Raw genomic sequence first — 21083 nt, forward strand, 5'->3', positions numbered from 1 at the left:
AGATGCCCGACGCCCCGACCCGGACGGAACGAGTGCCCGTGGGTGTCGACCCGACCCGGGCCAGCATCGCCCGGGTGTACGACGCCTTCCTGCTCGGCAAGGACAACTACGAGATCGACCGGGAGGTGCTGCGCAAGGTCCAGCAGGCGGCCCCCGAGGCACAGGACCTGGCGACCGAGAACCGCGGCTTCCTGATCCGGGCGTGCCGGTTCCTCGCCAGCCAGACGGGCATCACCCAGTTCCTCGACCTCGGATCCGGCCTGCCCACGGCCGAGAACACGCACCAGGTCGTGCAGCGGATCAACCCGGAGATCAAGGTCGTCTACGTCGACAACGACCCGGTCGTGCTCGCCCACGGGCGCGCGCTGCTCGAAGAGAACGAGAACACGCACTTCGTCTCGGACGACATCTTCGAGCCGGACCGGATCATGGAGAACCCGGACATCCGGCGGCACATCGACTTCACGCAGCCGATCGCGTTGCTGCAGCTCGGGACCCTGCACCACTACAACGGGCCGCACGACCAGCCCGCCAAGATCATGAAGAAGTACATCGACGCGCTGCCGTCTGGTTCGTACGTGGCGATCTCGCATTTCTCCGACCCGGAGGACGAGCTGTCCGAGATCGCCCGCAAGATGGAGGAGTTCTTCATCCACAGCCCGATGGGTTCGGGCACCTTCCGCACCAAGGCCGAGATCGAGGAGCTGTTCCACGACCTCGAGATGGTCGAGCCCGGTGTCCGGCTGTGCGCCGACTGGTGGCCGGACGGCCCGCGGATCAAGGAGCTGAACACGGCTCAGCGGACGATCTCGGGCGGCATCGGCCGTAAGGCCTGAGACCGCCTTCCGGCCGCGATGAACGGGCCGTTCCTCGCGAATCCCGCGAGGAACGGCCCGTTCAGGGCTTCAGAGGCGGACCAGCGGCAGCCAGCGGGCCAGATCGGCCCTGCTCCCGGAAGCGGTGACCCGCCCCGACTCGACGGCGTCGGCCCAGCCGAGCAGCCCGGTCGCCAGTTCCAGCCAGGTGCGCGGATCCGTTTCGACGACGTTCGGCGGGGTCCCGCGGGTATGGCGCAATCCTTCGACACACTGCACAGCCGCGAACGGCGGCACCCGCACTTCGACACTTTTCCCCGGGGCGTCCCCGGCCAGCGTCCGCAGGCTCAGCCGCACCGCCGCGGCCAGCTCCGGACGCGCCGGATCCGGACCGGATCCGCTCAACCAGGGGGAAATCGCCGCGATCGCGGCTCGTAACTCAGCGGGGTCGACCGAACGCGAAGAGGCCATGGGAGAACAGTAGAGTGAGCGCGAACAAACCTTCAGGCACCCGGAACGTGGGGATGGCGATGGCGCAGCGGGACGAGGCGGATCGGTTGGCGTCGAGCCCGGCGGGCAAGCGGAAACAGGCGAAGCCGAAGATCACCGAAGAGATGCGCGCCAACGCCAGGGCCAATCCCAACAGCTGGCTGTACGTCATCGACGAGGCCTTCGACCCCGACGGCCCCGTGCCGTCCTGGGCGGTCGTCGGCGCGTACCCGGTGAACGACGGGGGCGAGATCGTCGAGGACTTCCACCCCAACGACCGCTACCGCCCCTCGCCCAAGGCGCTCGGTTTCCCCGAGCCGCGCAACGAGCTCGAGCAGCTGCTCCAGCTGGTGCGCACGAACCACCGCCCCGCCGCGGACCTGCCGCGCGTCATCCTCGACTCGACGCTGTTCGTCTACGCCCTTTCGCCGGTCCAGCGCACGGTGATCGGCTTCCACAACACCGACGGCAAGGTGCTCGTTCCCGCGTACACGGCCAAATCGCTGGTGCCGCGCGAATGGCCGCACGCCAGGGCGGTGCTGGGCCGGGACATGGTCCCGCTGCTCGCCGGCCACCCCGTGACGATCAATCCGCACGACCGGCTCACCGCGATCATCCCCTCGGAGCACCTCGACAAAGCCCTTTCGGACGAGCGTCGCTAGGGCCTGGTTAACCCACTCGGCCCAATTTCTTCAGGGCGAACGCCACTCTTTCGAGTGATGTTCGAGTCGCTGATTCCCTTTCCGCGAGGGATCGTGGCGATGTGATGAGTCGCAGAGTGTGTTCAAAAGGCTGGGGGGCCGTCCTCACGGCGGGGGTTTTGCTGCTCGCGCAGACCCCCGCCGTCGCACGGGAAAGCGGGCCGCGATACGACGGGGCCGAGGAGCACTACGCCGGTTCACAGATCGCCCTGCACGAAGGCGTCAATGTGTCGGTGGGGCCGCTGTACGGCGGCGAAGGGCAGACGCTCGGCCACGACGTGAGTGGTCATCAAGGCGTGGTCGACTGGCCGGCCGCCGCCCGGACCGGCGCGAAGTTCGTCTACGTGAAGGCGACCGAGGGCACCGGCTTCGTCAATCCCCGATTCGCCCAGCAGTACAACGGGTCCTACGGCGTCGGCCTGATCCGCGGCGCGTATCACTTCGCGCGCCCCGACATCTCGGACGGCGCCGCGCAGGCGCACTACTTCGTCGACCACGGCGGCGGCTGGTCCAAGGACGGCAAGACCCTGCCGGGCGCGCTCGACGTCGAGTACAACCCATACGGTGAAACCTGTTATGGCAAGACGCCGGCGCAGATGGTCGCGTGGATGACGTCGTTCGCGACGACCTATTTTCACCGCACCGGGCGGCATCCGACGATCTACACGTCGACGAGCTGGTGGAAGCGCTGCACCGGCAACAGCAACGTGTTCTGGCAGAACCCGCTGTGGCTCGCGCGCTACAACACGGAGATCGGCGAGCTGCCCGCGAGCTGGAAACACCAGACCATCTGGCAGTTCGCGGACCGGGGCAGCCTGCCCGGCGACCAGAACTGGTTCAACGGCGCGATCGACCGCGTTCACGCGCTGTCCCTCGGCTGAACGATCATCCGAGTGGGCGTTACAAGATCACATAACCAGGGCTACCTGGAAATGAAAATCACCCACGCGTAGTACCAATTTCACGGAAGTTAGTGACAAACCCGGCACTCATCGTCAACAATCGTGCCCGGACGGCTACCACCTGCAAGGTCGCCGTCCTCAGCGAGGGTTATCCGTGAAGGGATTGTCGTGATGCGCACTTCCCGAAGAATCACCATCGCCGTCGGCTCCGCGCTGCTCCTGCTCGGCAGCACGGTCCAGGCGTCGGCCTCCCCGTCCCCCGAGATCATGTCGATCGAACAGGATCTCCAGCAGAACGACCACACGATCGGATCGCAGATCCGGCGGGTGGAAGGCGACAACTCCACGCCGGAGTCGAAGGCCAAGGCCGCGCAGCCGCAGCCGGAGGCCGGGGTGCTCGCGACCGTCGCGGGCATGGACGTGGCCAGCTACCAGAAGAACGTCGACTGGGCCTACTGGTGGGGTCAGGGCAAACGCTTCGTGTGGACGAAGGCCACCGAAGGCACGAGCTACAAGAACCCGTACTTCGCCCAGCAGTACAACGGTTCCTACAACCAGGGCTTCATCCGCGGCGCGTACCACTTTGCCCTGCCGAACGTCTCGAGCGGCGCGGCGCAGGCCGACTTCTTCATCAACAACGGCGGCGGCTGGTCCAAGGACGGCAAGACCCTGCCGGGCGCCCTGGACATGGAGTACAACCCGTACGGCTCCACCTGCTACGGCCTGAGCCAGTCCGCCATGGGGTCGTGGATCCGGGCGTTCCACGACCGCTACAAGGCGCGCACCGGCCGCTGGCCCGTCATCTACACCTCGACGAGCTGGTGGAGCACCTGCGTCGGCTCGACGCAGAACTTCGGTGGCACGGTCCCGCTGTGGATCGCGCGGTACGCCTCCACCGTGGGTGCGCTGCCCTACGGCTGGGGCTACTACACCGTGTGGCAGTACACCTCCAGCCCGCTCGACCAGAACACCTTCAACGGCGCCTATGACCGCTTGCAGGCACTGGCCAACGGCTGAGCTGCGCATTCCGTGAACAGGCGGCTCCCGGCCTCGGCCGGGAGCCGCTTTCGCGTTCGAGGTACCTTCCGAGCAGAATGCCCCTGAAACCCCTGGCACGGGCGGATCCGGAACCAGCGCTGACCGCCGGTCGTCTGATCTGAAGCCTCAGGCCCCAGTACGGAAGGCGAGACCGATGACCTACCCACCCCAGCCAGGCCAGCCCTACGGCCAGGACCCCCAGGGACAGCAGCCGTACCAGGGTGGCTGGGACCAGACCCAGCAATACGGTCAGCCGCAGCAGTACGGACAGCAGCAGGGCTGGGACCAGACGCAGCAGTACCAGCAGCAGCCGCAACAGGGCTGGGACCAGACCCAGCAGTACCCGCAGCAGCCCCAGCAGGGCTGGGACCCGAACAACCAGGGTTACCAGCAGGGCTTCGGCGGCCCGCCCCCGCCGCCGTCGAAGAGCAAGACCGGTCTGATCATCGGGATCGTGATCGGCCTGGTCGTACTGATCGCGTTCGGTGTCACCGGATTCGTCGCGCCGGGCTTCCTCCTCAGCAAGGACGAGGGGAACAACACGGCCGCGCCGCCCGTGTCCTCCTCCGAGCGGGCGCCGACCTCCGCGCCGAAGAGCAGCCCGAAGTCGAGCTCGCCCAGGAGCAGCCCGAGGAGCACCGAAAGCGGTGGCACGGGCTCCGAGGGCAACCCGAAGGGCATCCAGAACCTGAAGGACTTCCTGGCCAAGGTGAGCGCCGGGGACAAGGCCGGCGCGCTGGCGCTGGTGTGCGCGGACATGAAGGCGACCATGGGCGACTCGATCGACATCATGGCCCCGGCGCCGTCGCAGCTGGAGGTCACCTCGACCTCCGGTATCGGTGACGGGTTCATCACCGGTGACATCGAGGGCACGGTCAAGGGCAAGAAGGTGAGCGGGTCGGGGATCTCCTCGGACGACAACCCGGACAAGTCCTTCTGTGTCCGCAACTTCTTCGTATTCTGAGCGGATGAAGCGGTTTTTCCGCTCCCCACTGCTCTGGACCTTCGTCGTCTCGCTCGTACTGCTGCTCGCGGTCGGCGGCTGGTTGCTGACGGATCCGGCGACCAGCCGCAGCGAGGCGCTGAAGACGGGTGGCATCGCCGGGGGCGCCATCGTCGCGCTGTACGCGTTGTGGCTCAACGACAGGCGGCGCCGGGTCGAGGAGCGGCGGCAGGAGGTCGAACGGCAGCGGCAGGAACTCGAGCTGCGGCGGGCCGACCAGGACCGGGACCGGATCTCGGACGAACGGTTCGCGAAGGCCGTCGAACTGCTCGGGCACGAGGCCGACCAGGTGCGGGTGGGGGCCCTGCACGCGCTGGCGGGGCTGGCTCGCGGCCGCGAGATCTACCGGCAGACCGTGCTGGACATCCTGTGCTCGTATCTGCGGCGGCCGTTCAAGCATCCGCGGTACAAGGACACGGCGAAACGCGACGGGAACACCGCGCCGGAAGAGGGCACCGCGGAGGAAGATCAGGAACTCCAAGTGCGGCAGACCGCGCAACGGCTGATCGGGGAACTGCTCCCGGCCGCGGACTCCGAAGGCGCGCCGGGATACGACCTCGACCTGACCGGCGCGGTACTGGAGTACTTCGATCTTTCGGAGCGGAAGATCGGCAAGCTGTTGCTCCGCTACGCGGGTTTGTACAGCAGCACCAACCTGTCCGGCTGCGTGTTCCTCGGACCGGTGTATCTGACCGGCGCGGGAACGAAAGAGGAGAAGCGCATCGGCTTCTTCCGGTGCGGTGACGCCAAATTCGAACAGCGGGCGTGGTTCAGCGGAGTCCGGTTCTCCGAGGACGCCGAGTTCCGCGGAACCGTGTTCGCGGGTGAAACCTCCTTCAAGGACAGTGTTTTCGCGAAGGACGCCGTCTTCGCCGACACCGAGTTCAAGGGGACGCTCGATCTGCGCCGCACGCGGTTCGAGGGCTTCGCGGAGCTCGGTTTCCGTGAGCCGCCCGGCACGGTGTCGCTGTACAACACATCGGTGGAGCCGGGGAGGGACCACGAACTCCCGGTGGACTGGGCCGTCGAGACCCTGCCGGACGGCCGTGCCCGGCTCACGGTGAAGGACCGATGAGGCGCCTGCTCTCCTCGCCGCTGCTGTGGACGTTGCTGTCGTCGGTCGTGGTGCTCGTCGGGGTCACGGCCTGGCTGCTCATGGACCGCGCGACGAGCCGCGGCGACGCGCTCAAGACCGGCGCGCTGGCGGGCGGGGCGATCGCCGCGCTGTACGGGCTCTGGCTCAACGACCGGCGAAGGCGAACCGAAGAGGACCGGCACGAGATCGAGCGCAGCCGGATCTCCGACGAGCGCTTCGCCAAGTCGATCGAACTGCTGGGCAACGAGGCCGATCAGGTCCGGATCGGGGCGATGCATTCGCTCGCCGGACTCGCCAGGACGCGTCCGGAGTACCGGCAGACGGTGCTCGACGTGTTGTGCGCCTACCTGCGGCGGCCGTTCGAGCACCCGAAGTTCCCCAGCGACACCAAATGGGACAAAGAGAATACGGCCGAGGCCGAACGCGAACGGCTGGTCCGGCGCGCGGCGGAGCGGCTCATCCGCGACATCCTTCCCCACGCCGGGACCACCGGGCCGACGCTGGGGCTCAACCTCAGTGACGCCCGGCTCGACAAGCTGGGGCTGCTCGGCCGACGGGTCGGCTGGTTCGGCGCGGATCGGTGCGAGGTGGCGAGCTACCTGGATCTCACCGACGCCCAGATCTCCGGGAAGTTCTCGCTCAAGAACGTGACCATCCACGGGACGCTCGACCTCACCAGGGCGAGCTTCGAACGCAAGGTGTCGCTGAACCACACGGTCGTCGGGAAACCCGTGGACTTCAGCGTGGCCACCTTCGCGGAGCCGCCGTCGATCGAGGGCGCGAAGTTCCCGGAGGGTTCAAAGATGTCGTGAGTGGTAAGGACGGTTAGAGCCAACCGTGTCTTGAGTACCTACTGGTCCGAAGTCCGTGAAGGCCTCCTTGAGGGACTCTGGGTCCCTCAAGGAGGCCTTCACGGCTTGGGAACGGGGGTGCGGCGTGCGTGGAGGCGTAACTCGCGTGATCAGGCACGTAACTCGCGTGTCTGGAAGCGGCACTCGTGAGTTACGCCGCTGATCACGCGTGTTACGGCTTCGAGCACGCGAGTGCGGCGCAACCGCAGGCCTCGTGAGTGGTAAGGACGGTTAGAACCGTCCTTACCACTCACGACTGCCTTTAGTCGAAAAGAGCCGGGAGCGTCTTCTCCCAGGTCTCCCGAAGCTCGTCCAGCGTGAACTCCGTGATGTCCTGGAGTTCGAGCGAACCCGACTCCGGGTCCACCACGCCGGTCTTGCGCCACGGCAGGCCGCGCGCGGTGAGCATTTCGGTGAACCGCAGTTCCTCGGTGCGCGGCACGGCGACCAGCACCCGGCCTGCGGATTCGGAGAACAGCTGCACGAACGGGTCCTGCTCCGCGTCGAGGAAGACACGGGCACCGCACTGTCCGATGAGGACGGTCTCGACGAGCGTCTGGATCAGGCCGCCGTCGGAGATGTCGTGCGCGGCGGAGATCATGCCGTCGCGGGAACCGGCGATGAGGATGTCGGCGAGCAGCTTCTCGCGCGCCAGATCCACACGGGGCGGGCGGCCGCCGAGGTGGCCGTGCAGTTCGCGCGCCCAGGCCGAACCGTCCAGCTCGTCGTGGGTCTCGCCCAGCAGCAGCAGGGTTTCCCCGGCCTCGGCGCCGATTCCGGTCGGGATGCGGCGGGTGACGTCGTCGATCACGCCGAGCACGCCGACCACCGGGGTCGGCAGGATGGCAGTGTCACCGGTCTGGTTGAAGAAGCTGACGTTGCCGCCGGTGACCGGGATGCCGAGTTCGACGCAGCCGTCGGCGAGACCGTGCACGGCCTGCTCGAACTGCCACATCACGCCAGGGTCGGTCGGCGCGCCGAAGTTCAGGCAGTCCGACACCGCGACCGGCTTCGCGCCGCTGGTGGCGACGTTGCGGTACGCCTCGGCCAGCGCGAGCTTCGCGCCCTCGTACGGGTCGAGGTAGACGAACTTGCTGTTGCAGTCGGTCGAGACGGCGACCCCGCGGCCGGTGGACTCGTCGATCCGGATGACGCCGGAGTCCGACGGCTGCGCGAGCACGGTGTTGCCGCGCACGTAGCGGTCGTACTGGGAGGTCACCCATTCCTTCGACGCCTGGTTCGGCGACGAGATCAGCTTGAGGATGTCGGCGCGCAGATCGTCGGAAGTGGACGGACGCGGCAGTTTGGCCGAGGTGTCGGCCTGCAATGCGTCCTGAGTGGACGGACGCTGGATCGGGCGGTCGTACACCGGGCCCTGGTGCGCCACGGTGTGCGCCGGGACGTCGACGACGACCTCGTCGTTCCAGGTGATGACCAGGTGCTCGCCGTCGGTGACCTCGCCGATGTCGGTGGCGATGACGTCCCACTTCTCACAGACCTTCATGAACGCCTCGACGTTCTCCGGCGAGACGACCGCGCACATCCGTTCCTGCGACTCGCTGGACAGCACCTCCGCCGGGGTCATCCCGGTGGCGCGCAACGGAACCCGGTCGAGGTAGATGTGCATACCGCCGTCACCGGCGGCCGCGAGCTCCGACGTCGCGCAGGAGAGCCCGGCGCCGCCGAGGTCCTGGATACCGACGACGAGCTTCTGGGCGAACAGTTCGAGACAGCACTCGATGAGCACCTTCTCGGTGAACGGGTCGCCGACCTGGACGCTGGGGAGCTTCTTGCGGCCGCCCGAGCTTTCGTCACCCGAGAAGGTGTCGCTCGCGAGGACGGAGACGCCGCCGATGCCGTCGAGGCCGGTGCGCGCGCCGAACAGGATGATCTTGTTGCCCTTGCCCGAGGCGAACGCCAGGTGCAGGTCCTCGACGCGCATCGCGCCGACGCACAGCGCGTTGACCAGCGGGTTACCGGAGTAGCTCGGATCGAACACCAGCTCGCCGCCGATGTTCGGCAGGCCGAGGCAGTTGCCGTAGCCGCCGACGCCGGCGACCACGCCGGGCAGCACGCGGCGGGTGTCGGGGGCGTCCGCCGGGCCGAAGCGCAGCGCGTCCGCCACCGCGAGCGGGCGCGCGCCCATCGCCATGATGTCGCGCACGATGCCGCCGACACCGGTCGCGGCGCCCTGGTAAGGCTCCACGTAGGACGGGTGGTTGTGGCTCTCGACCTTGAAGGTGACCGCCCAGCCCTCGCCGATGTCGACGACGCCCGCGTTCTCGCCGATGCCGGCGAGCATCTTCTCCTTCATCTCGGGAGTGGCGGTCTCGCCGAAGTAGCGCAGGTGCTTCTTCGAGGACTTGTACGAGCAGTGCTCGCTCCACATCACCGAATACATCGCCAGTTCGGCGTCGGTCGGACGGCGGCCGAGGATCTCCCTGATCCGGGCGTACTCGTCGTCGGCGAGGCCGAGTTCGACGTACGGCTGGGTCTGCTCGGGGGTCGCCTCGGCGCGTTGAGTGGTGTCAACGGTGCTGGTCACGGTGTCCGCATCAGGGTTCGCCACGGCCTCAAGGTTAGGCCAGCGGAGCGGAGCTCCTCCGTTGAGGGTGGCGGCGGGGGCATGGATGGATAGGCGAGGGGGTTGTTCACCTTGCGGTCGCCCACGCATAAATCGGTCGCGCCCGTGACGGTGATCGGCTTAACGTCGGCAATCGTGCTTTCCGCCACATATCCGCTTCCGCGACTACGTCTGCCCGCCAAGCCGACCGCCTGGCGGTACCTGGTCAGGATGATGCTCGCGCGTCCGGGACTGCTCGCCGTCTCGGCGATCAGCGGTGCGCTGTGGTCGCTTCCGATCGCCCTGCTGCCGGTCGCGATCGGCCGGGGCATCGACGCGATCGGCCGCGGCGACGGCGATTCCGTCTGGCTGTGGGGGCTCGCGGCCGCCGGGCTCGGGATCGCGCAGACGATCGCGGGCACGGTGCAGCACTTCGCGTCCTACGGCTGCTGGATCCACGGCGCCGGGGTGACGCAGCGCCTCGCCACCGAACACGCGGCGAAGCTGGGCGCGAACCTGCGCGACACGACCACCACGGGTGACGTGGTCGCGATCACCACCAGCGACATCAACCCGATCGGCGACTCCTTCGAGGTGCTCGGACGGGCCTTCGGTTCGCTGATCGCGTTCATCGTGTGCGCGACGGCGCTGTTGTCGACGTCGCCGCTGCTCGGCGTGGTCGCGCTGGTCGGTGTCCCGCTGGCGGTGGTCGGCATCGGGCCGCTGCTGAAGCCGCTGGAGAAGCGCCAGACGAAGCAGCGCGAGGAGAAGACCGAGGTCAACGCGCTGGCCGCGGACATCGTCTCCGGCCTGCGGATCCTTCGCGGTGTCGGCGGCGAGAAGCAGTTCCTCGACCGCTTCCGCCGCTCCAGCCAGAAAGTCCGCGCGGCCGGTGTCCAGGTCGGGCGCAGCGAGGCGTGGCTCGCGGCGGCGGAGGTCGCGCTGCCGGGCCTGGTCACGGTGGCCATCACCTGGCTGGGCGCGCAGGCGACGATGAACGGCACCATCCGCGTCGGCGAGTTGATCACGTTCTACGGCATCTCGGTGTTCCTGGTGATCCCGGTGACGACGGCGACCGAGTTCGCGGGCGTGCTGAGCGCCGCGCTGGTTTCGGCGCGGAAGGTGTGCAAACTGCTGTCCACCGAACGCACGCTCGCCGAGCCCGAGCGCCCGGTGCCGCTGCCGGAAGGCCAGCTGGACCTGTACGACGAGACGTCCGGGATCAAGGCCGAGGCCGGGAAACTGACCGTGATCGACGTCGGAGCCGACGCCGAAGCGGTGGCGTCGCGGATGGCGCGGTTCACCGATCCGAGTGATCCTGCCCTCGTCGGCGGGGTTCCGGTGGACCGGGTCGCCCTCGGCGAACTGCGGCGGCGGGTCGTGTTCGCGCACAACCAGGACATCTGGTTCTCCGGTGTGCTGCGCGAGCAGGTCGCTCCCGCCGAGCCCGGCGACGTCGAGATCACCGAAGCGCTGTACGCGGCGGACGCCGAGGACATCGTGGACGCGCTGCCCAACGGCGTCGACGAGGTGATCGGCGAACGCGGGCGTGAGGTCTCCGGTGGTCAGCGGCAGCGGCTGAACCTGGCCCGCGCGCTGGCGACCGGCGCGGACGTCCTGCTGCTGGACGAGCCGACCTCGGCCGTCGACGCGCATACCGAAGCCCGCATAACCGAACGCGTCGCGAAGCTGCGGCGCGGCAAGACCACCGTCGTGTTCAGTCAAAGTCCACTGTGGACACATGTGGCCGATGTGGTCGTGAGTACGAAAGTGGTCGCCTGACGACGGAGTTGCCGTGCCCGCCTTTGGCCGACGACCACCTCGGGGGTAAGGAAATGACAGCATGAAGAAGCTGCCGCTGGCAGACAAGAAAGACGTCAGACGTTGGATCAAGGAGACGGCGCGCGCCAACAAGCGCGAGTTCTCCGTGATGCTCGGCCTGTTCTGCGTCGCGACCGCGATCGGGCTGGCCGGGCCGAGGCTGCTCGGCGCGCTGGTGGACGAGGTCGTCGAAGGCACGACGACCACCACGATCACGCTCCTCGCGGTCGCGTTCGTCGTCGTGCTGGGCGCACAGGCCTGGTTCAAGGGCCTGGCGCGGCTGCGCGCGAGGGTGTTCGGTGAGCGGATCCTGGCGAAGAACCGCGAGGAGTTCGTCGGGAACGCGCTGAACCTGCCGCTCGGGACGGTCGAGGCCGCGGGCACCGGCGACCTGCTCAGCCGGGCGACCACCGACGTCAGCCGGATCGACCACGCGGTGCGGTTCGGCGCGCCGGAGATCCTGATCGCCGCCGTCACGGTGGTGTTCACCGTGGTGGCGATGGTGATCACGTCGCCGTTCCTGGCGCTGGGCCTGCTGGTCGCGCTGCCGCTGCTGGTGCCGGTGAACATCTGGTACCAGCGGCGGATCCCCGACGTGATGCGGCGGATGCTCGACAAGTGGTCCGAGTTGCAGTCCACCACGCACGAGACCGCGGAGGGCGCGCGGACGGCGGAGGCGCTGAACCTGACCGGCCGCCGGATCCGGACCGGACACGACGGCCTCGACGCGTCGATGCTGGGCGAACGCAAGATCCGGGCGCTGCAGATGCGGTGGATCCCGTCGCTGGAGATCAGCTACGTGCTGCCGGTGCCGGTGATGCTCGGGCTGGGCCTGCTCGCCTACTCGAACGGCTGGGAAGGGCTCGGCACGATCACCGCGATGCTCCTGTACTCGCAGGTCATGACGGGCCCCTTGAACGAGGCGCTGTTCTGGCTCGCGGACATCCAGGTCGCCGGGGCCTCGTTGCGACGGCTGCTGGGCGTGCGGCCCGCTCCGTCTTCGGAGACGGCCTCGGAGACTCCGCGCGGCCAGGACATCGAGGTCCGCGACGTGCGCTTCGGCTACAACGCCGACCGCGAAGTGCTGCACGGGATCGACCTGCGGGTGCCCGCCGGTGAACGGCTGGCGATCGTCGGCCCGTCCGGGGCGGGCAAGTCGACCCTCGGGCGGCTGCTGGCCGGGATGTCGGCGCCGACGTCGGGCTCGGTGCGGATCGGCGGCGCCGAGGTGTCGGCGCTGCCGGACGACGTCCTGCGCGGCGAGGTCCTGCTGCTGACCCAGGAGCAGCACGTCTTCGCGGGGACGTTGCGGGACAACCTCACGCTGCCCGCCGGAGACTGGCCGGACGACCGGCTGCTGGCCGCGCTGGCCTCGGTCGGCGCGTCGGAGTGGGTGGCGAGCCTGCCGGACGGGCTGGACACGAAGGTCGGGGCCGGGGCGGTCGCCGTCCCGGCGGCGATGGCGCAGCAGCTCGCGCTGGCGCGGGTGGTGCTGGCCGATCCGCACACGCTGGTGCTGGACGAGGCGACGTCGCTGCTGGACACGGGTTCGGCGCGCGAGCTGGAGCGGTCGTTGAGCGCGGTGCTCGAAGGGCGCACGGTGATCGCGATCGCCCACCGGCTGCACACGGCGGCCGCGGCGGACCGGGTCGCCGTCATCGAGGGCGGCCGGGTGACCGAGCTGGGCTCGCACGCGGAGCTGCTGGCCGCCGGCGGCCCCTACTCCGCCCTGGTCGCCGCCGCCTCCTGACGCATTTCGTCCTCTAAATGCGGTCTAGCGCATTTAGAGGACGAAATGCGAGGGGTGTCAGGCGGAGACGAGCGCGTCCACGGCGCTGTAGAACATGCCGAGACCGTCGTCGGAGGGCCCGGTGAGGGCGTCGATGGCGTGCTCGGGGTGCGGCATGAGCCCGACGACGCGGCCGTTCTCGCTGCGGATCCCGGCGATGTCGTTGCGCGAGCCGTTCGGGTTGCCGCCGACGTAGCGGAACACCACGCGACCCTCGCCCTCCAGCTCGTCGAGGGTGGCCTGCTCGGCGACGAAGCAGCCGTCGATGTTCTTCATCGGGATGAGGATCTCGGCGTCCTTGTCGTACCGGGTGGTCCACGCGGTGTCGTTGTTCTCGACGCGCAGCCACTGGTCACGGCAGATGAAGTGCAGACCCGCGTTGCGGATCATCGCGCCCGGCAGCAGCCCGGCCTCGCACAGGATCTGGAAGCCGTTGCAGATGCCGAGCACGGGCATGCCCTTGTGGGCGGCCTCGATCACCGACGACATCACCGGCGCGAACCGGGCGATGACGCCGGCGCGCAGGTAGTCGCCGTAGGAGAAGCCACCGGGGACGACGACCGCGTCGACACCCTTCAGGTCCTCGTCCGCGTGCCACAGCGGCACGGCTTCGGCGTCGGCGTAGCGGACCGCGCGGGCCGCGTCACCGTCGTCGAGCGTGCCGGGGAAGGTGATGACCCCGATACGGGCGCTCACGCGTCCACCCGCTTGATGGTCCACTGCTCGATCACGGGGTTCGCGAGGAAACCCTCGGCGATCTTTTCGAGCGTCGCGTCGTCGACGGAGTCGTCGACCTCGATCTCGAAGTGCTTGCCCTGACGGATCTCGGTGATCCCGGTGAAGCCGAGACGACCGGCCGCGCCGAGCGCGGCTTGGCCCTGCGGGTCGAGGATTTCGGGCTTGGGCATGACGTCGACGACGACTCGGGCCACGGCAGGCTGCTCCTTATTCACGCAGGTCGTGGGTACCGCCCGAGCCTACTTCACTACGGTTGCCGCATGACCTACGGGCAGTACGCACCGCCGAAGAAGCCGAAGACCGGGCTCTGGATCACGCTGGCGCTGGTGTTCGTCCTGATCGCGGGCGGTGTGGCGTTCACCGGGTTCGTGACGCCGGGGTTCTTCAAGACGAAGGCCGACACCACTTCGCGCGCGACGCCGGAGCAGCTGGGCCAGTCGTTCGTGAACGGTGTCGGCGAGGGTCGCGTCAGTCAGCTCTGGTGCCCGATCCGCTCGAAGCGGTCCTACACCTTCGAACAGCTGATGGCCGCCTCCGGAGGCGCACAGCTCAGCACGCCCGCGCGTCAGCGTGCGCCGCAGGAGTATTCGGCCGCGCTCACCACCGGCGGCCAGACCGTCGGGATCGCGATGATCCCCGGCGAGGGCGGCTGGTGCGTGCGCGACGCCAAGATCGGCGGCGAGCCCGAGCCGCTGCCGGGCATCGAGACGAAGCCGTCGCCGCGGCCCGACGTCAAGACCGGGGAAGAGGCGGGGAACAAATTCGTCGACGCGATCAACGCGCGCGACATCCCGGCGGCGTTGTCCGTGCTGTGCGAGAAGGTGCCGGACACGACGCGCGACGGCGTGCAGCAGATCATCCACGGCGAGGGGCGGTACACCGTCGACAGCGCCGACGTGCTGACCACCGCGAAGCAGACGATCCTGCACCTCAGCGGCGACGTCGACGGTGTGCGGAACCCCGGCCGGATCGAGACCGAGGACGACGCCGAGGGCGGCCCCTGCGTGGCTTCTTTTTCACCCGACTCCGACTGAGCTCGCACCGATCCTTCGTCTGGGGGATGCTCGGAGCGCGGCGCTGGGCCAAGATGAGCCCATTGGCGGGGCGTCAACACCGGGCGAGCAGCAGGAGGCACCGTGGCCGATCAGGACTCCTTCGACTACGTGATCGTCGGCGCGGGCAGCGCGGGATGCGTACTGGCGAACCGGCTGAGCGAGGATCCGTCGGCGCGGGTGCTCCTGCTCGAAGCGGGCGGCGAGGACGACGCCGACGAGATCCACATCCCCGCCGCGTTCCCCGGTCTGTTCAAGACCAAATGGGACTGGAACTACGAGACGGTCGAGCAGAAGCACACCGGCCAGTCGCTGTACTGGCCGCGCGGGAAGACGCTCGGCGGCTGCTCGTCGATCAACGCGATGATCTACATCCGCGGCAACCGCGCGGATTACGACGGCTGGCGTGACGGGCACGGCGCCGAGGGCTGGGGCTTCGACGACGTCCTGCCGTACTTCAAGCGCGCGGAGGGGAACCAGCGGCTCGGCGGGCCGCTGCACGGCACCGATGGCCCGCTGAACGTGGAGGACCGTCGCTTCACCCACGAGTTGTCGCTCGCGTGGGTGGATTCCGCGGTCGCCTGGGGCCTCAAACGCACCGACGACTTCAACGGCGAGTCGCAGGAAGGCGCCGGCGTCTACCAGGTGACGTGCAAGAAGGGCCGCCGCTGGTCGACGGCCGACGCGTATCTGCGGCCCGCGTTGTCACGGCCGAACCTCACCGTGCGGACCAACGCACAAGCCACCCGCGTGGTCTTCGAAGGCACCCGCGCCGTCGGAGTGTCCTATTTGGACAAGGGCGCCGAGACGACCGTACGCGCGTCGACGGAGGTCCTGCTGAGCGGCGGCGCGGTGAACTCGCCGCAACTGCTGATGCTTTCCGGGGTCGGGCCGGCGGAACACCTGCGTGAGCACGGGATCGACGTCGTGGCCGCACTGCCCGGCGTCGGCGACAACCTGCACGACCACCCGGCCTGCGGGATCATCTGGTCGACCCGCGGCACCACCGATCTGGTGGACGCGGCGACACCCGGCGGGCTGGTGCGTTACCAGCTCACCAAGCGCGGTCCGCTGGCTTCGAACATCGGCGAGGCGGGCGCGTTCTTCCCCGCCGCGGACGGTGTCTCGCCGCCGGACATGCAGATCCACGTCGCGCCGACGTTGTTCTACGACAACGGGATGCGCGAGCCGACGGTGCCGGGCTTCACCTCGGCGGCGACCCTGGTGGACGTCGCGAGCCGGGGGCGCCTGCGGTTGAAGTCGTCGAATCCGTTGTGGAAACCGGAAATCGACCCGGCGTACTACGCGGAGTCCGTGGACATGGAGAAGATGCTCGCCGGGATGCGCGCCCTGGTGGAGATCGGGAAGTCCGGCCCGCTGGCGCGCTATCTGGACAAGCCGTTCCTGCCGGAGCGGCACGACCTGACCGACAGCGAACTTGCCGACTACGTGCGCGAGAAGACGCAGACGCTGTACCACCCCGCCGGGACCTGCTCGATGGGGACGGGTGAGAACGCCGTCGTCGATCCGTCGCTGAAGGTGCGTGGGGTGGACGGGCTGCGCGTGGTCGACGCGTCGGTGATGCCCGTGGTGCCGCGCGGGAACACGAACGCGCCGACGATCATGGTGGCGGAGAAGGCCGCGGACCTCATCCGGGGCAAGTAACGCTCGTGAGTGGTAAGGACGGTTCTAACCGTCCTTACCACTCACGAGACCCAACGCGCTCCGCTACCGCTTTCCGTGCAGCACCGTAATCAGCTTCGCGACCAGAGCGTCCGTCTTTTCCTTGCGCGAGAACGACGTCAGGACGATCGGGGCGGTGAACCGCTGCCGCGCGACGGCCTTCGGGCGGGCGAACTCGCGCAGGCCTTCCGGGCCGTGGATGCGGCCGAAGCCCGAGTCGCCGACGCCGCCGAAGGGCAGCGAAGCGATACCGGCGAAGGAAAGCGGCGCGTTGATCGACGTCATGCCGGTGCGCAGCCGTCCGGCGAGTTCGAGGCCGCGCGACTTCGAGAACACCGTCGATCCGAGGCCGTACTTCGTGTCGTTGGCCTTCTCGACGGCCTCGTCCATGTCGCGGACCTTGGCGATGGTGACGGTCGGGCCGAACGTCTCCTCCTGGACCGCCGCGGAGTCCTCGGGCACGTCGACGAGCACCGTCGGCTGCACGTAGCGGTCGCCGACCGCGTCGACGCCACCGACCAGCGCCTTACCGCCGCGCTCGATGGCGTCCGCGATGTGGCGCTTGATCACCGAGAGCTGCGAAGGCATCGTCACCGGGCCGTACTGCGCGGCCGCGTCCGAGCCTGCCCGCACGTCCTTCGACTTCTCGACGACCTTCGCGACGAACTCGTCGTGCACGCGCTCGTGGACGTACACGCGCTCGACGCCGATGCAGGTCTGGCCCGAGTTGGAGAACGCGCCCCAGACGGTCGCGTCGGCGGCGGCTTCGAGGTCGGCGTCCGCGTCGACGAGGACGGCGTCCTTGCCACCCGCCTCGATGATCACCGGGGTCAGCGTCTCGGCGGCCGCGGCCATGATCTTCTTGCCCGTGCCGGTCGAACCGGTGAAGGCGATCTTGTCGACGCCTCCCGTGACGAGCGAAGCGCCGGTCTCGCCGAAACCGGTGATCAGCTGCAGCACCGGCCATTCCGGGACGACCTCGTTGAAGGCGTCGACCAGCCATTTCCCGACGCCGGGCGTGTACTCGCTCGGCTTGAAGACGACGGTGTTCCCGGCGGCGAGGGCGTACGCGATGGAGCCGAGCGGCGTGAAGACGGGGTAGTTCCACGGGCCGATCACGCCCACGACGCCGAGCGGCTGGTACTCCACCGTCGCCGCCTGGTTCGACATCATCAGCCCGGCCGCGCGGCGCTGCTTGCCGAGGATCTTGCGCGCGTGCTTGCCCGCCCACGCGATGTGTTCGATGGCGAGGACGCTCTCCAGCTGCGCGTCGGCGATCGGCTTCCCGGTCTCGTCGCGCACGACCTGGCACAGCTGGGGCAGCCTGCGGGTGATGACGCCCTTCCACCGGCGCAAGCGTTCGGCGCGACCGTCGTAACCGAGCCCGGCCCACCATTCGGCGGCGTCCTTCGCGCGGGCGATGGCGGCGCGGACGTCCTCCTTGCTGTGCACCGGGTAGGTGCCGACGACCTCGTCGGTCGCCGGGCTGAGGGAATCGAAGGTCTCCCCCACGCTGTGCGCGGTCGGCTTCGGCTGGACTGCGGTCATCGACTTCTCCCGTGTCTCGGCTCAAAGCCCAGGCTACGACGTTACTGACGGCGTGCCAATAGCTCGCCTGGGGCGTGCCACCAGCATCGCACAGGAGACGAGGGCCGCAAGGACACCGAGAAGCGGGGCCAGCCAGACCGGCAGTATCCCGATCGCCAGCGACCCCAGCCCGAAGCCCGACGCCTGCACGGTGAAGGCCAGCGAGAACCCCTCCGACCGGCGGCGCTCGGGCAGCAGCTTCTGCAGGTTGACCGACGAGACGGCCATCAGCGGGCCGGTGCAGAGCCCGATCAGCGCGACCCCACCGACCAGCCCGGCCCAGCCGAAGCCCGCCGAAACCACGACCCCGCCGACCACGAAACCGGCCAGGAACAGCCGCGGATCGCCGGCCTTGCCCCGCGCCGCGTAGAGCGCGCTCCCGGTGAAGCTCGCGGCGCACAGCACCACGATGACGATCGCCGTCGCCGAGCCGGGCGCGCCGAGGCGCTGGACGAGCGGCAGCAGCCCGACCTCGATGGTCGACAGCAGGAGCCCGACGGTGAACAGCCCCGCCAGCCAGGGCACACACGCGGCGACCGGGATCGACTGGCGCTCGACTGTCCTTTGTGGAGCGCTCGGGGCGTTTCGCCGCGGTACGAGCAGCGCCGCGAGCAGGGCGACGACGGCCATCGCGAGGATCGGGACGACCGGACCGGACGTCGCCAGGAGCGCCACCAGCAGCGGCCCGCCGACGATGACGCCCTCCAGGATCATCGCGTCCACCGAAACGGCCCTCGGCAGTTCGTCCTCGGTCACCGTCGCGGCGAGCAGCGTCCGGAAACCGCCGTTCAGCCCGCCCGCGACCAGGCCGGGCGGGATCGCCAGCGCGAGCAGCACCCAGTCCGGGGCTCCGGCGGAAGCGACCGCGGCCAGCAGGAACAGTCCCGCGGCGACCAGAGGAAGCAACACGACGAGGCCGCGTGCGGGGCCGACGCGGTCGAGCAGCCGTCCGGTCGGCACGGCGCCGACCATCTCGGCGGCGACGAAGACGGCCATCATGATCCCGCCGAGCCGGTACGAGCCGGTCGTCGCGGTGGTCAGCACGGTGAAGGCCAGCGGCGCCATCATGCCGGGCAGCCGGTTCAGCTGCACCCCCGCCGACCAGCGCCAATACCCGGAATTACGCAGCAACGTCATGTCGCGAACACTGCCGAACCCGGGCTGGCGAGGACCATTGATTAGGGAATAACCTAATCCAGTGATCGAGCTGGTCCTGACCGCCGAGAGCGCCAACCGCGTCCGCTTCGGCATCTCCCCGCTCGACGAGACCATGGGCGCGATGCAGACGCTGCTCGGACGGCGCGGGCACCCGAGTCATCTGCCGTGGCTGCGCGAGGCCGCCGCGAAACTGCCGGACCTGCCCATCGACGGCTTCGCGAAGGTGATGAGCGCACGGCACTACATCACCGATTTCCTCAGCCCGCCGCCGAGCGGCCCGGAGACCACCGCGTCCGCCCAGCTCGCCGAAATCCGCCGCACGCCGCCGGGGCAGGCCGCCCACGAACTGTCCAAAGTAGACGCCGACCTGAGCGGGCTGCCGGAAGATCCCGCCGAGGCGAGGGATCTGCTGGCGAGCCAGATGGAGATCGCCTGGACCGAACTGGTCGAACCGCATTGGCCGAGGATGCGCCGGTTCCTGGTCGCCGACATCGAGGAACGCTCACGTCGGCTGGCCGCCGGCGGGATCGCACTGGTACTCGAAGACATCCACCCACGGGTGCGGCTGGTCGACGACGTCCTGGTGATCGAAATGAAGGAACGCGGCCGCGTCCACCTCGACCGACGCGGACTGCTGCTCATCCCTGGCGTCTTCGCGTGGCCTTCGGTCGGGGTGATCACGATGGAGCCGTGGCAGCCGTCGCTGCTGTACCCGGCCCGCGGGGTGGCCGAACTCTGGTCGGACCCCGAACGTCCGCCCGATGCGCTGGCGGGAGTACTCGGCAGGACGAAGGCCGCGCTGCTCACGACGCTCAACGAACCCGCGAGTACCACCGAACTGGCGCGCAGGCTGGGCTTCGCGGCACCGACGGTCTCGCAGCATCTGACCGCGATGCGCGCTGCGGGCCTGCTCGAAACCCGGCGGCGCGGCCGCGAAGTCCGCTACCGGCGCACCGAACTTGGCGACGCCCTGCTCCGGGCATAGGCTGGAATCGAGCTAGCGCGAAGGAGAACACCGATGCGTATTGTCCATTTTGGACACGCCTGCACCCTTCTGGAGACCGAAGGCGCGCGGATTCTGATCGACCCCGGCACCTTCTCGGCGGGCTTCGAGGGTGAGCGCGAACTGGACGCCATCCTGATCACCCACCAGCATTTCGACCACCTCGACCTGGACAGGCTGCCCGCGCTGCTGGCGGCGAACCCCGGCGTGCGGCTGATCGTCGACCCGGGTTCCGCCGAGGCGGTGGGGAAGCTCGGCACCGAGTTCCAGATCGCGAACCCCGGCGACGCCTTCGAAATCGGCTCCAGCGCCGTCAACGTCGTCGGCGGTGAGCACGCGGTGATCCACGAGGAGATCCCGGTGATCCCGAACGTCGGCTACCTCGTCGACCACGGCGCGTTCTACCACCCCGGCGACTCGTTCTTCGTGCCGGAACAGAAGATCGACGTGCTCGGCCTGCCCACCGGCGCCCCGTGGCTCAAGGCAGGCGAGGCGGTCGACTACCTGCGTGCGGTGTCGCCGCGCCTCGCCGTCCCGATCCACGAAGCCGTCCTCGCGCGGCCGCAGATGCACTACGGCCTGTTCGCGAATCTGGCGCCGGAAGGCACCGAGGTGAAGGTGCTCGACGTCGGGGAGCCGGTGAAGCTTTAGCTCCGGTACGCCAGCGCCGCCCCCGATGGCGTTGGGGAATCCCCATTAGCAACCGTGTATGTTGGGGAAGTGGGGTTGGCAAAGCCACTTGGCGGCCGGTGGCCGGAGGGGGTGGGCGCCCAGGTCGGGGGAGCCCAGGTAGG

19 protein-coding genes are annotated in these 21083 nt (G+C 68.8%); 13 read left to right on the forward strand and 6 right to left on the reverse strand.

The window, feature by feature from the left end:
- The first annotated feature begins 38 nt into the window (after positions 1-38).
- The gene (locus ACZ3HL_RS13785) at positions 39-836 is read left to right on the forward strand and encodes an SAM-dependent methyltransferase (protein ID WP_465411179.1); all 798 of its coding nucleotides are present in this window, start codon (positions 39-41) and stop codon (positions 834-836) included.
- 69 nt (positions 837-905) lie between these two features.
- Here ACZ3HL_RS13785 and ACZ3HL_RS13790 read toward each other — a convergent pair whose 3' ends face one another.
- On the reverse strand, positions 906-1286 hold the full coding sequence (locus ACZ3HL_RS13790) for a sterol carrier family protein (RefSeq protein WP_126736229.1): 381 nt from the start codon (positions 1284-1286) through the stop codon (positions 906-908).
- A 53-nt stretch (positions 1287-1339) separates the two neighbouring features.
- On the opposite strand from ACZ3HL_RS13790, the gene ACZ3HL_RS13795 reads away from it, so the two are divergent.
- The 6 genes from ACZ3HL_RS13795 (at position 1340) to ACZ3HL_RS13820 (ending at position 6856) form a co-directional block, all read left to right on the forward strand.
- Positions 1340-1966: a type VII secretion system-associated protein gene (locus ACZ3HL_RS13795; RefSeq protein ID WP_465411178.1), complete on the forward strand. Its 627-nt coding sequence runs from the start codon at positions 1340-1342 to the stop codon at positions 1964-1966.
- Between the two features lie 104 nt (positions 1967-2070).
- Complete coding sequence (locus ACZ3HL_RS13800; protein ID WP_465531151.1) at positions 2071-2886, forward strand: lysozyme; 816 nt, start codon at positions 2071-2073, stop codon at positions 2884-2886.
- 192 nt (positions 2887-3078) lie between these two features.
- The gene (locus tag ACZ3HL_RS13805) at positions 3079-3924 is read left to right on the forward strand and encodes a lysozyme (RefSeq protein ID WP_465410300.1); all 846 of its coding nucleotides are present in this window, start codon (positions 3079-3081) and stop codon (positions 3922-3924) included.
- Between the two features lie 175 nt (positions 3925-4099).
- On the forward strand, positions 4100-4909 hold the full coding sequence (locus ACZ3HL_RS13810; RefSeq protein WP_465531153.1) for a Twin-arginine translocation protein TatA: 810 nt from the start codon (positions 4100-4102) through the stop codon (positions 4907-4909).
- A 4-nt stretch (positions 4910-4913) separates the two neighbouring features.
- Positions 4914-6023 carry a pentapeptide repeat-containing protein gene (locus ACZ3HL_RS13815; RefSeq protein ID WP_465531155.1) on the forward strand — a complete coding sequence of 370 codons (1110 nt, stop codon included), beginning with the start codon at positions 4914-4916 and terminating at the stop codon, positions 6021-6023.
- Positions 6020-6856: a hypothetical protein gene (locus ACZ3HL_RS13820; protein WP_465410296.1), complete on the forward strand. Its 837-nt coding sequence runs from the start codon at positions 6020-6022 to the stop codon at positions 6854-6856. Before ACZ3HL_RS13815 ends, ACZ3HL_RS13820 begins: the two co-directional genes overlap by 4 nt.
- A gap of 301 nt (positions 6857-7157) precedes the next feature.
- Here ACZ3HL_RS13820 and purL read toward each other — a convergent pair whose 3' ends face one another.
- The gene (gene purL, locus ACZ3HL_RS13825; RefSeq protein ID WP_465531615.1) at positions 7158-9440 is read right to left on the reverse strand and encodes a phosphoribosylformylglycinamidine synthase subunit PurL; all 2283 of its coding nucleotides are present in this window, start codon (positions 9438-9440) and stop codon (positions 7158-7160) included.
- 174 nt (positions 9441-9614) lie between these two features.
- Between purL and ACZ3HL_RS13830 the strand changes: the two genes are divergently transcribed.
- Together ACZ3HL_RS13830 and ACZ3HL_RS13835 are read left to right on the forward strand one after the other, a co-directional pair.
- On the forward strand, positions 9615-11240 hold the full coding sequence (locus tag ACZ3HL_RS13830; RefSeq protein WP_465531157.1) for an ABC transporter ATP-binding protein: 1626 nt from the start codon (positions 9615-9617) through the stop codon (positions 11238-11240).
- A 61-nt stretch (positions 11241-11301) separates the two neighbouring features.
- On the forward strand, positions 11302-13029 hold the full coding sequence (locus ACZ3HL_RS13835; RefSeq protein WP_465531159.1) for an ABC transporter ATP-binding protein: 1728 nt from the start codon (positions 11302-11304) through the stop codon (positions 13027-13029).
- 57 nt (positions 13030-13086) lie between these two features.
- Here ACZ3HL_RS13835 and purQ read toward each other — a convergent pair whose 3' ends face one another.
- On the reverse strand, positions 13087-13764 hold the full coding sequence (gene purQ / locus ACZ3HL_RS13840) for a phosphoribosylformylglycinamidine synthase subunit PurQ (RefSeq protein ID WP_007032539.1): 678 nt from the start codon (positions 13762-13764) through the stop codon (positions 13087-13089).
- Complete coding sequence (gene purS, locus ACZ3HL_RS13845) at positions 13761-14000, reverse strand: phosphoribosylformylglycinamidine synthase subunit PurS (protein ID WP_125784867.1); 240 nt, start codon at positions 13998-14000, stop codon at positions 13761-13763. Before purS ends, purQ begins: the two co-directional genes overlap by 4 nt.
- Positions 14001-14066: 66 nt before the next feature.
- Here purS and ACZ3HL_RS13850 point away from each other — a divergent pair, with 66 nt between their 5' ends.
- Both ACZ3HL_RS13850 and ACZ3HL_RS13855 read left to right on the forward strand, forming a co-directional pair.
- Complete coding sequence (locus ACZ3HL_RS13850) at positions 14067-14840, forward strand: hypothetical protein (RefSeq protein ID WP_465410293.1); 774 nt, start codon at positions 14067-14069, stop codon at positions 14838-14840.
- A 102-nt stretch (positions 14841-14942) separates the two neighbouring features.
- Positions 14943-16523: a GMC family oxidoreductase gene (locus ACZ3HL_RS13855; protein WP_465531161.1), complete on the forward strand. Its 1581-nt coding sequence runs from the start codon at positions 14943-14945 to the stop codon at positions 16521-16523.
- 63 nt (positions 16524-16586) lie between these two features.
- On the opposite strand, the gene ACZ3HL_RS13860 is transcribed toward ACZ3HL_RS13855, so the two are convergent.
- Together ACZ3HL_RS13860 and ACZ3HL_RS13865 are read right to left on the reverse strand one after the other, a co-directional pair.
- Positions 16587-18089, reverse strand: coding sequence for an aldehyde dehydrogenase family protein (locus ACZ3HL_RS13860; RefSeq protein WP_465410291.1), 1503 nt, complete (start codon positions 18087-18089; stop codon positions 16587-16589).
- Between the two features lie 33 nt (positions 18090-18122).
- On the reverse strand, positions 18123-19265 hold the full coding sequence (locus ACZ3HL_RS13865) for an MFS transporter (protein ID WP_465531163.1): 1143 nt from the start codon (positions 19263-19265) through the stop codon (positions 18123-18125).
- A gap of 61 nt (positions 19266-19326) precedes the next feature.
- On the opposite strand from ACZ3HL_RS13865, the gene ACZ3HL_RS13870 reads away from it, so the two are divergent.
- Entirely contained in the window at positions 19327-20271 is a 945-nt protein-coding gene (locus tag ACZ3HL_RS13870) for an ArsR/SmtB family transcription factor (RefSeq protein WP_465531165.1), read from the forward strand.
- Between the two features lie 33 nt (positions 20272-20304).
- Positions 20305-20940, forward strand: a complete 636-nt coding sequence (locus ACZ3HL_RS13875; protein WP_465531167.1) for an MBL fold metallo-hydrolase — start codon at positions 20305-20307, stop codon at positions 20938-20940.
- Positions 20941-21083 lie beyond the last annotated feature (143 nt).

It is taken from the genome of Amycolatopsis sp. NPDC000009 (assembly GCF_055563465.1).

Excerpts from the sequence above, each read along its gene's own strand:
- ACZ3HL_RS13790 (WP_126736229.1), bottom strand. The coding sequence starts at position 1,286 with ATGGCCTCTTCGCGTTCGGTCGACCCCGCTGAGTTACGAGCCGCGATC.
- ACZ3HL_RS13865 (WP_465531163.1), bottom strand. The coding sequence starts at position 19,265 with ATGACGTTGCTGCGTAATTCCGGGTATTGGCGCTGGTCGGCGGGGGTG.
- ACZ3HL_RS13820 (WP_465410296.1), top strand. The coding sequence starts at position 6,020 with ATGAGGCGCCTGCTCTCCTCGCCGCTGCTGTGGACGTTGCTGTCGTCG.
- ACZ3HL_RS13795 (WP_465411178.1), top strand. The coding sequence starts at position 1,340 with ATGGCGATGGCGCAGCGGGACGAGGCGGATCGGTTGGCGTCGAGCCCG.
- ACZ3HL_RS13815 (WP_465531155.1), top strand. The coding sequence starts at position 4,914 with ATGAAGCGGTTTTTCCGCTCCCCACTGCTCTGGACCTTCGTCGTCTCG.
- ACZ3HL_RS13860 (WP_465410291.1), bottom strand. The coding sequence starts at position 18,089 with ATGACCGCAGTCCAGCCGAAGCCGACCGCGCACAGCGTGGGGGAGACC.
- ACZ3HL_RS13875 (WP_465531167.1), top strand. The coding sequence starts at position 20,305 with ATGCGTATTGTCCATTTTGGACACGCCTGCACCCTTCTGGAGACCGAA.
- ACZ3HL_RS13835 (WP_465531159.1), top strand. The coding sequence starts at position 11,302 with ATGAAGAAGCTGCCGCTGGCAGACAAGAAAGACGTCAGACGTTGGATC.
- ACZ3HL_RS13810 (WP_465531153.1), top strand. The coding sequence starts at position 4,100 with ATGACCTACCCACCCCAGCCAGGCCAGCCCTACGGCCAGGACCCCCAG.
- ACZ3HL_RS13805 (WP_465410300.1), top strand. The coding sequence starts at position 3,079 with ATGCGCACTTCCCGAAGAATCACCATCGCCGTCGGCTCCGCGCTGCTC.
- ACZ3HL_RS13800 (WP_465531151.1), top strand. The coding sequence starts at position 2,071 with ATGAGTCGCAGAGTGTGTTCAAAAGGCTGGGGGGCCGTCCTCACGGCG.
- ACZ3HL_RS13850 (WP_465410293.1), top strand. The coding sequence starts at position 14,067 with ATGACCTACGGGCAGTACGCACCGCCGAAGAAGCCGAAGACCGGGCTC.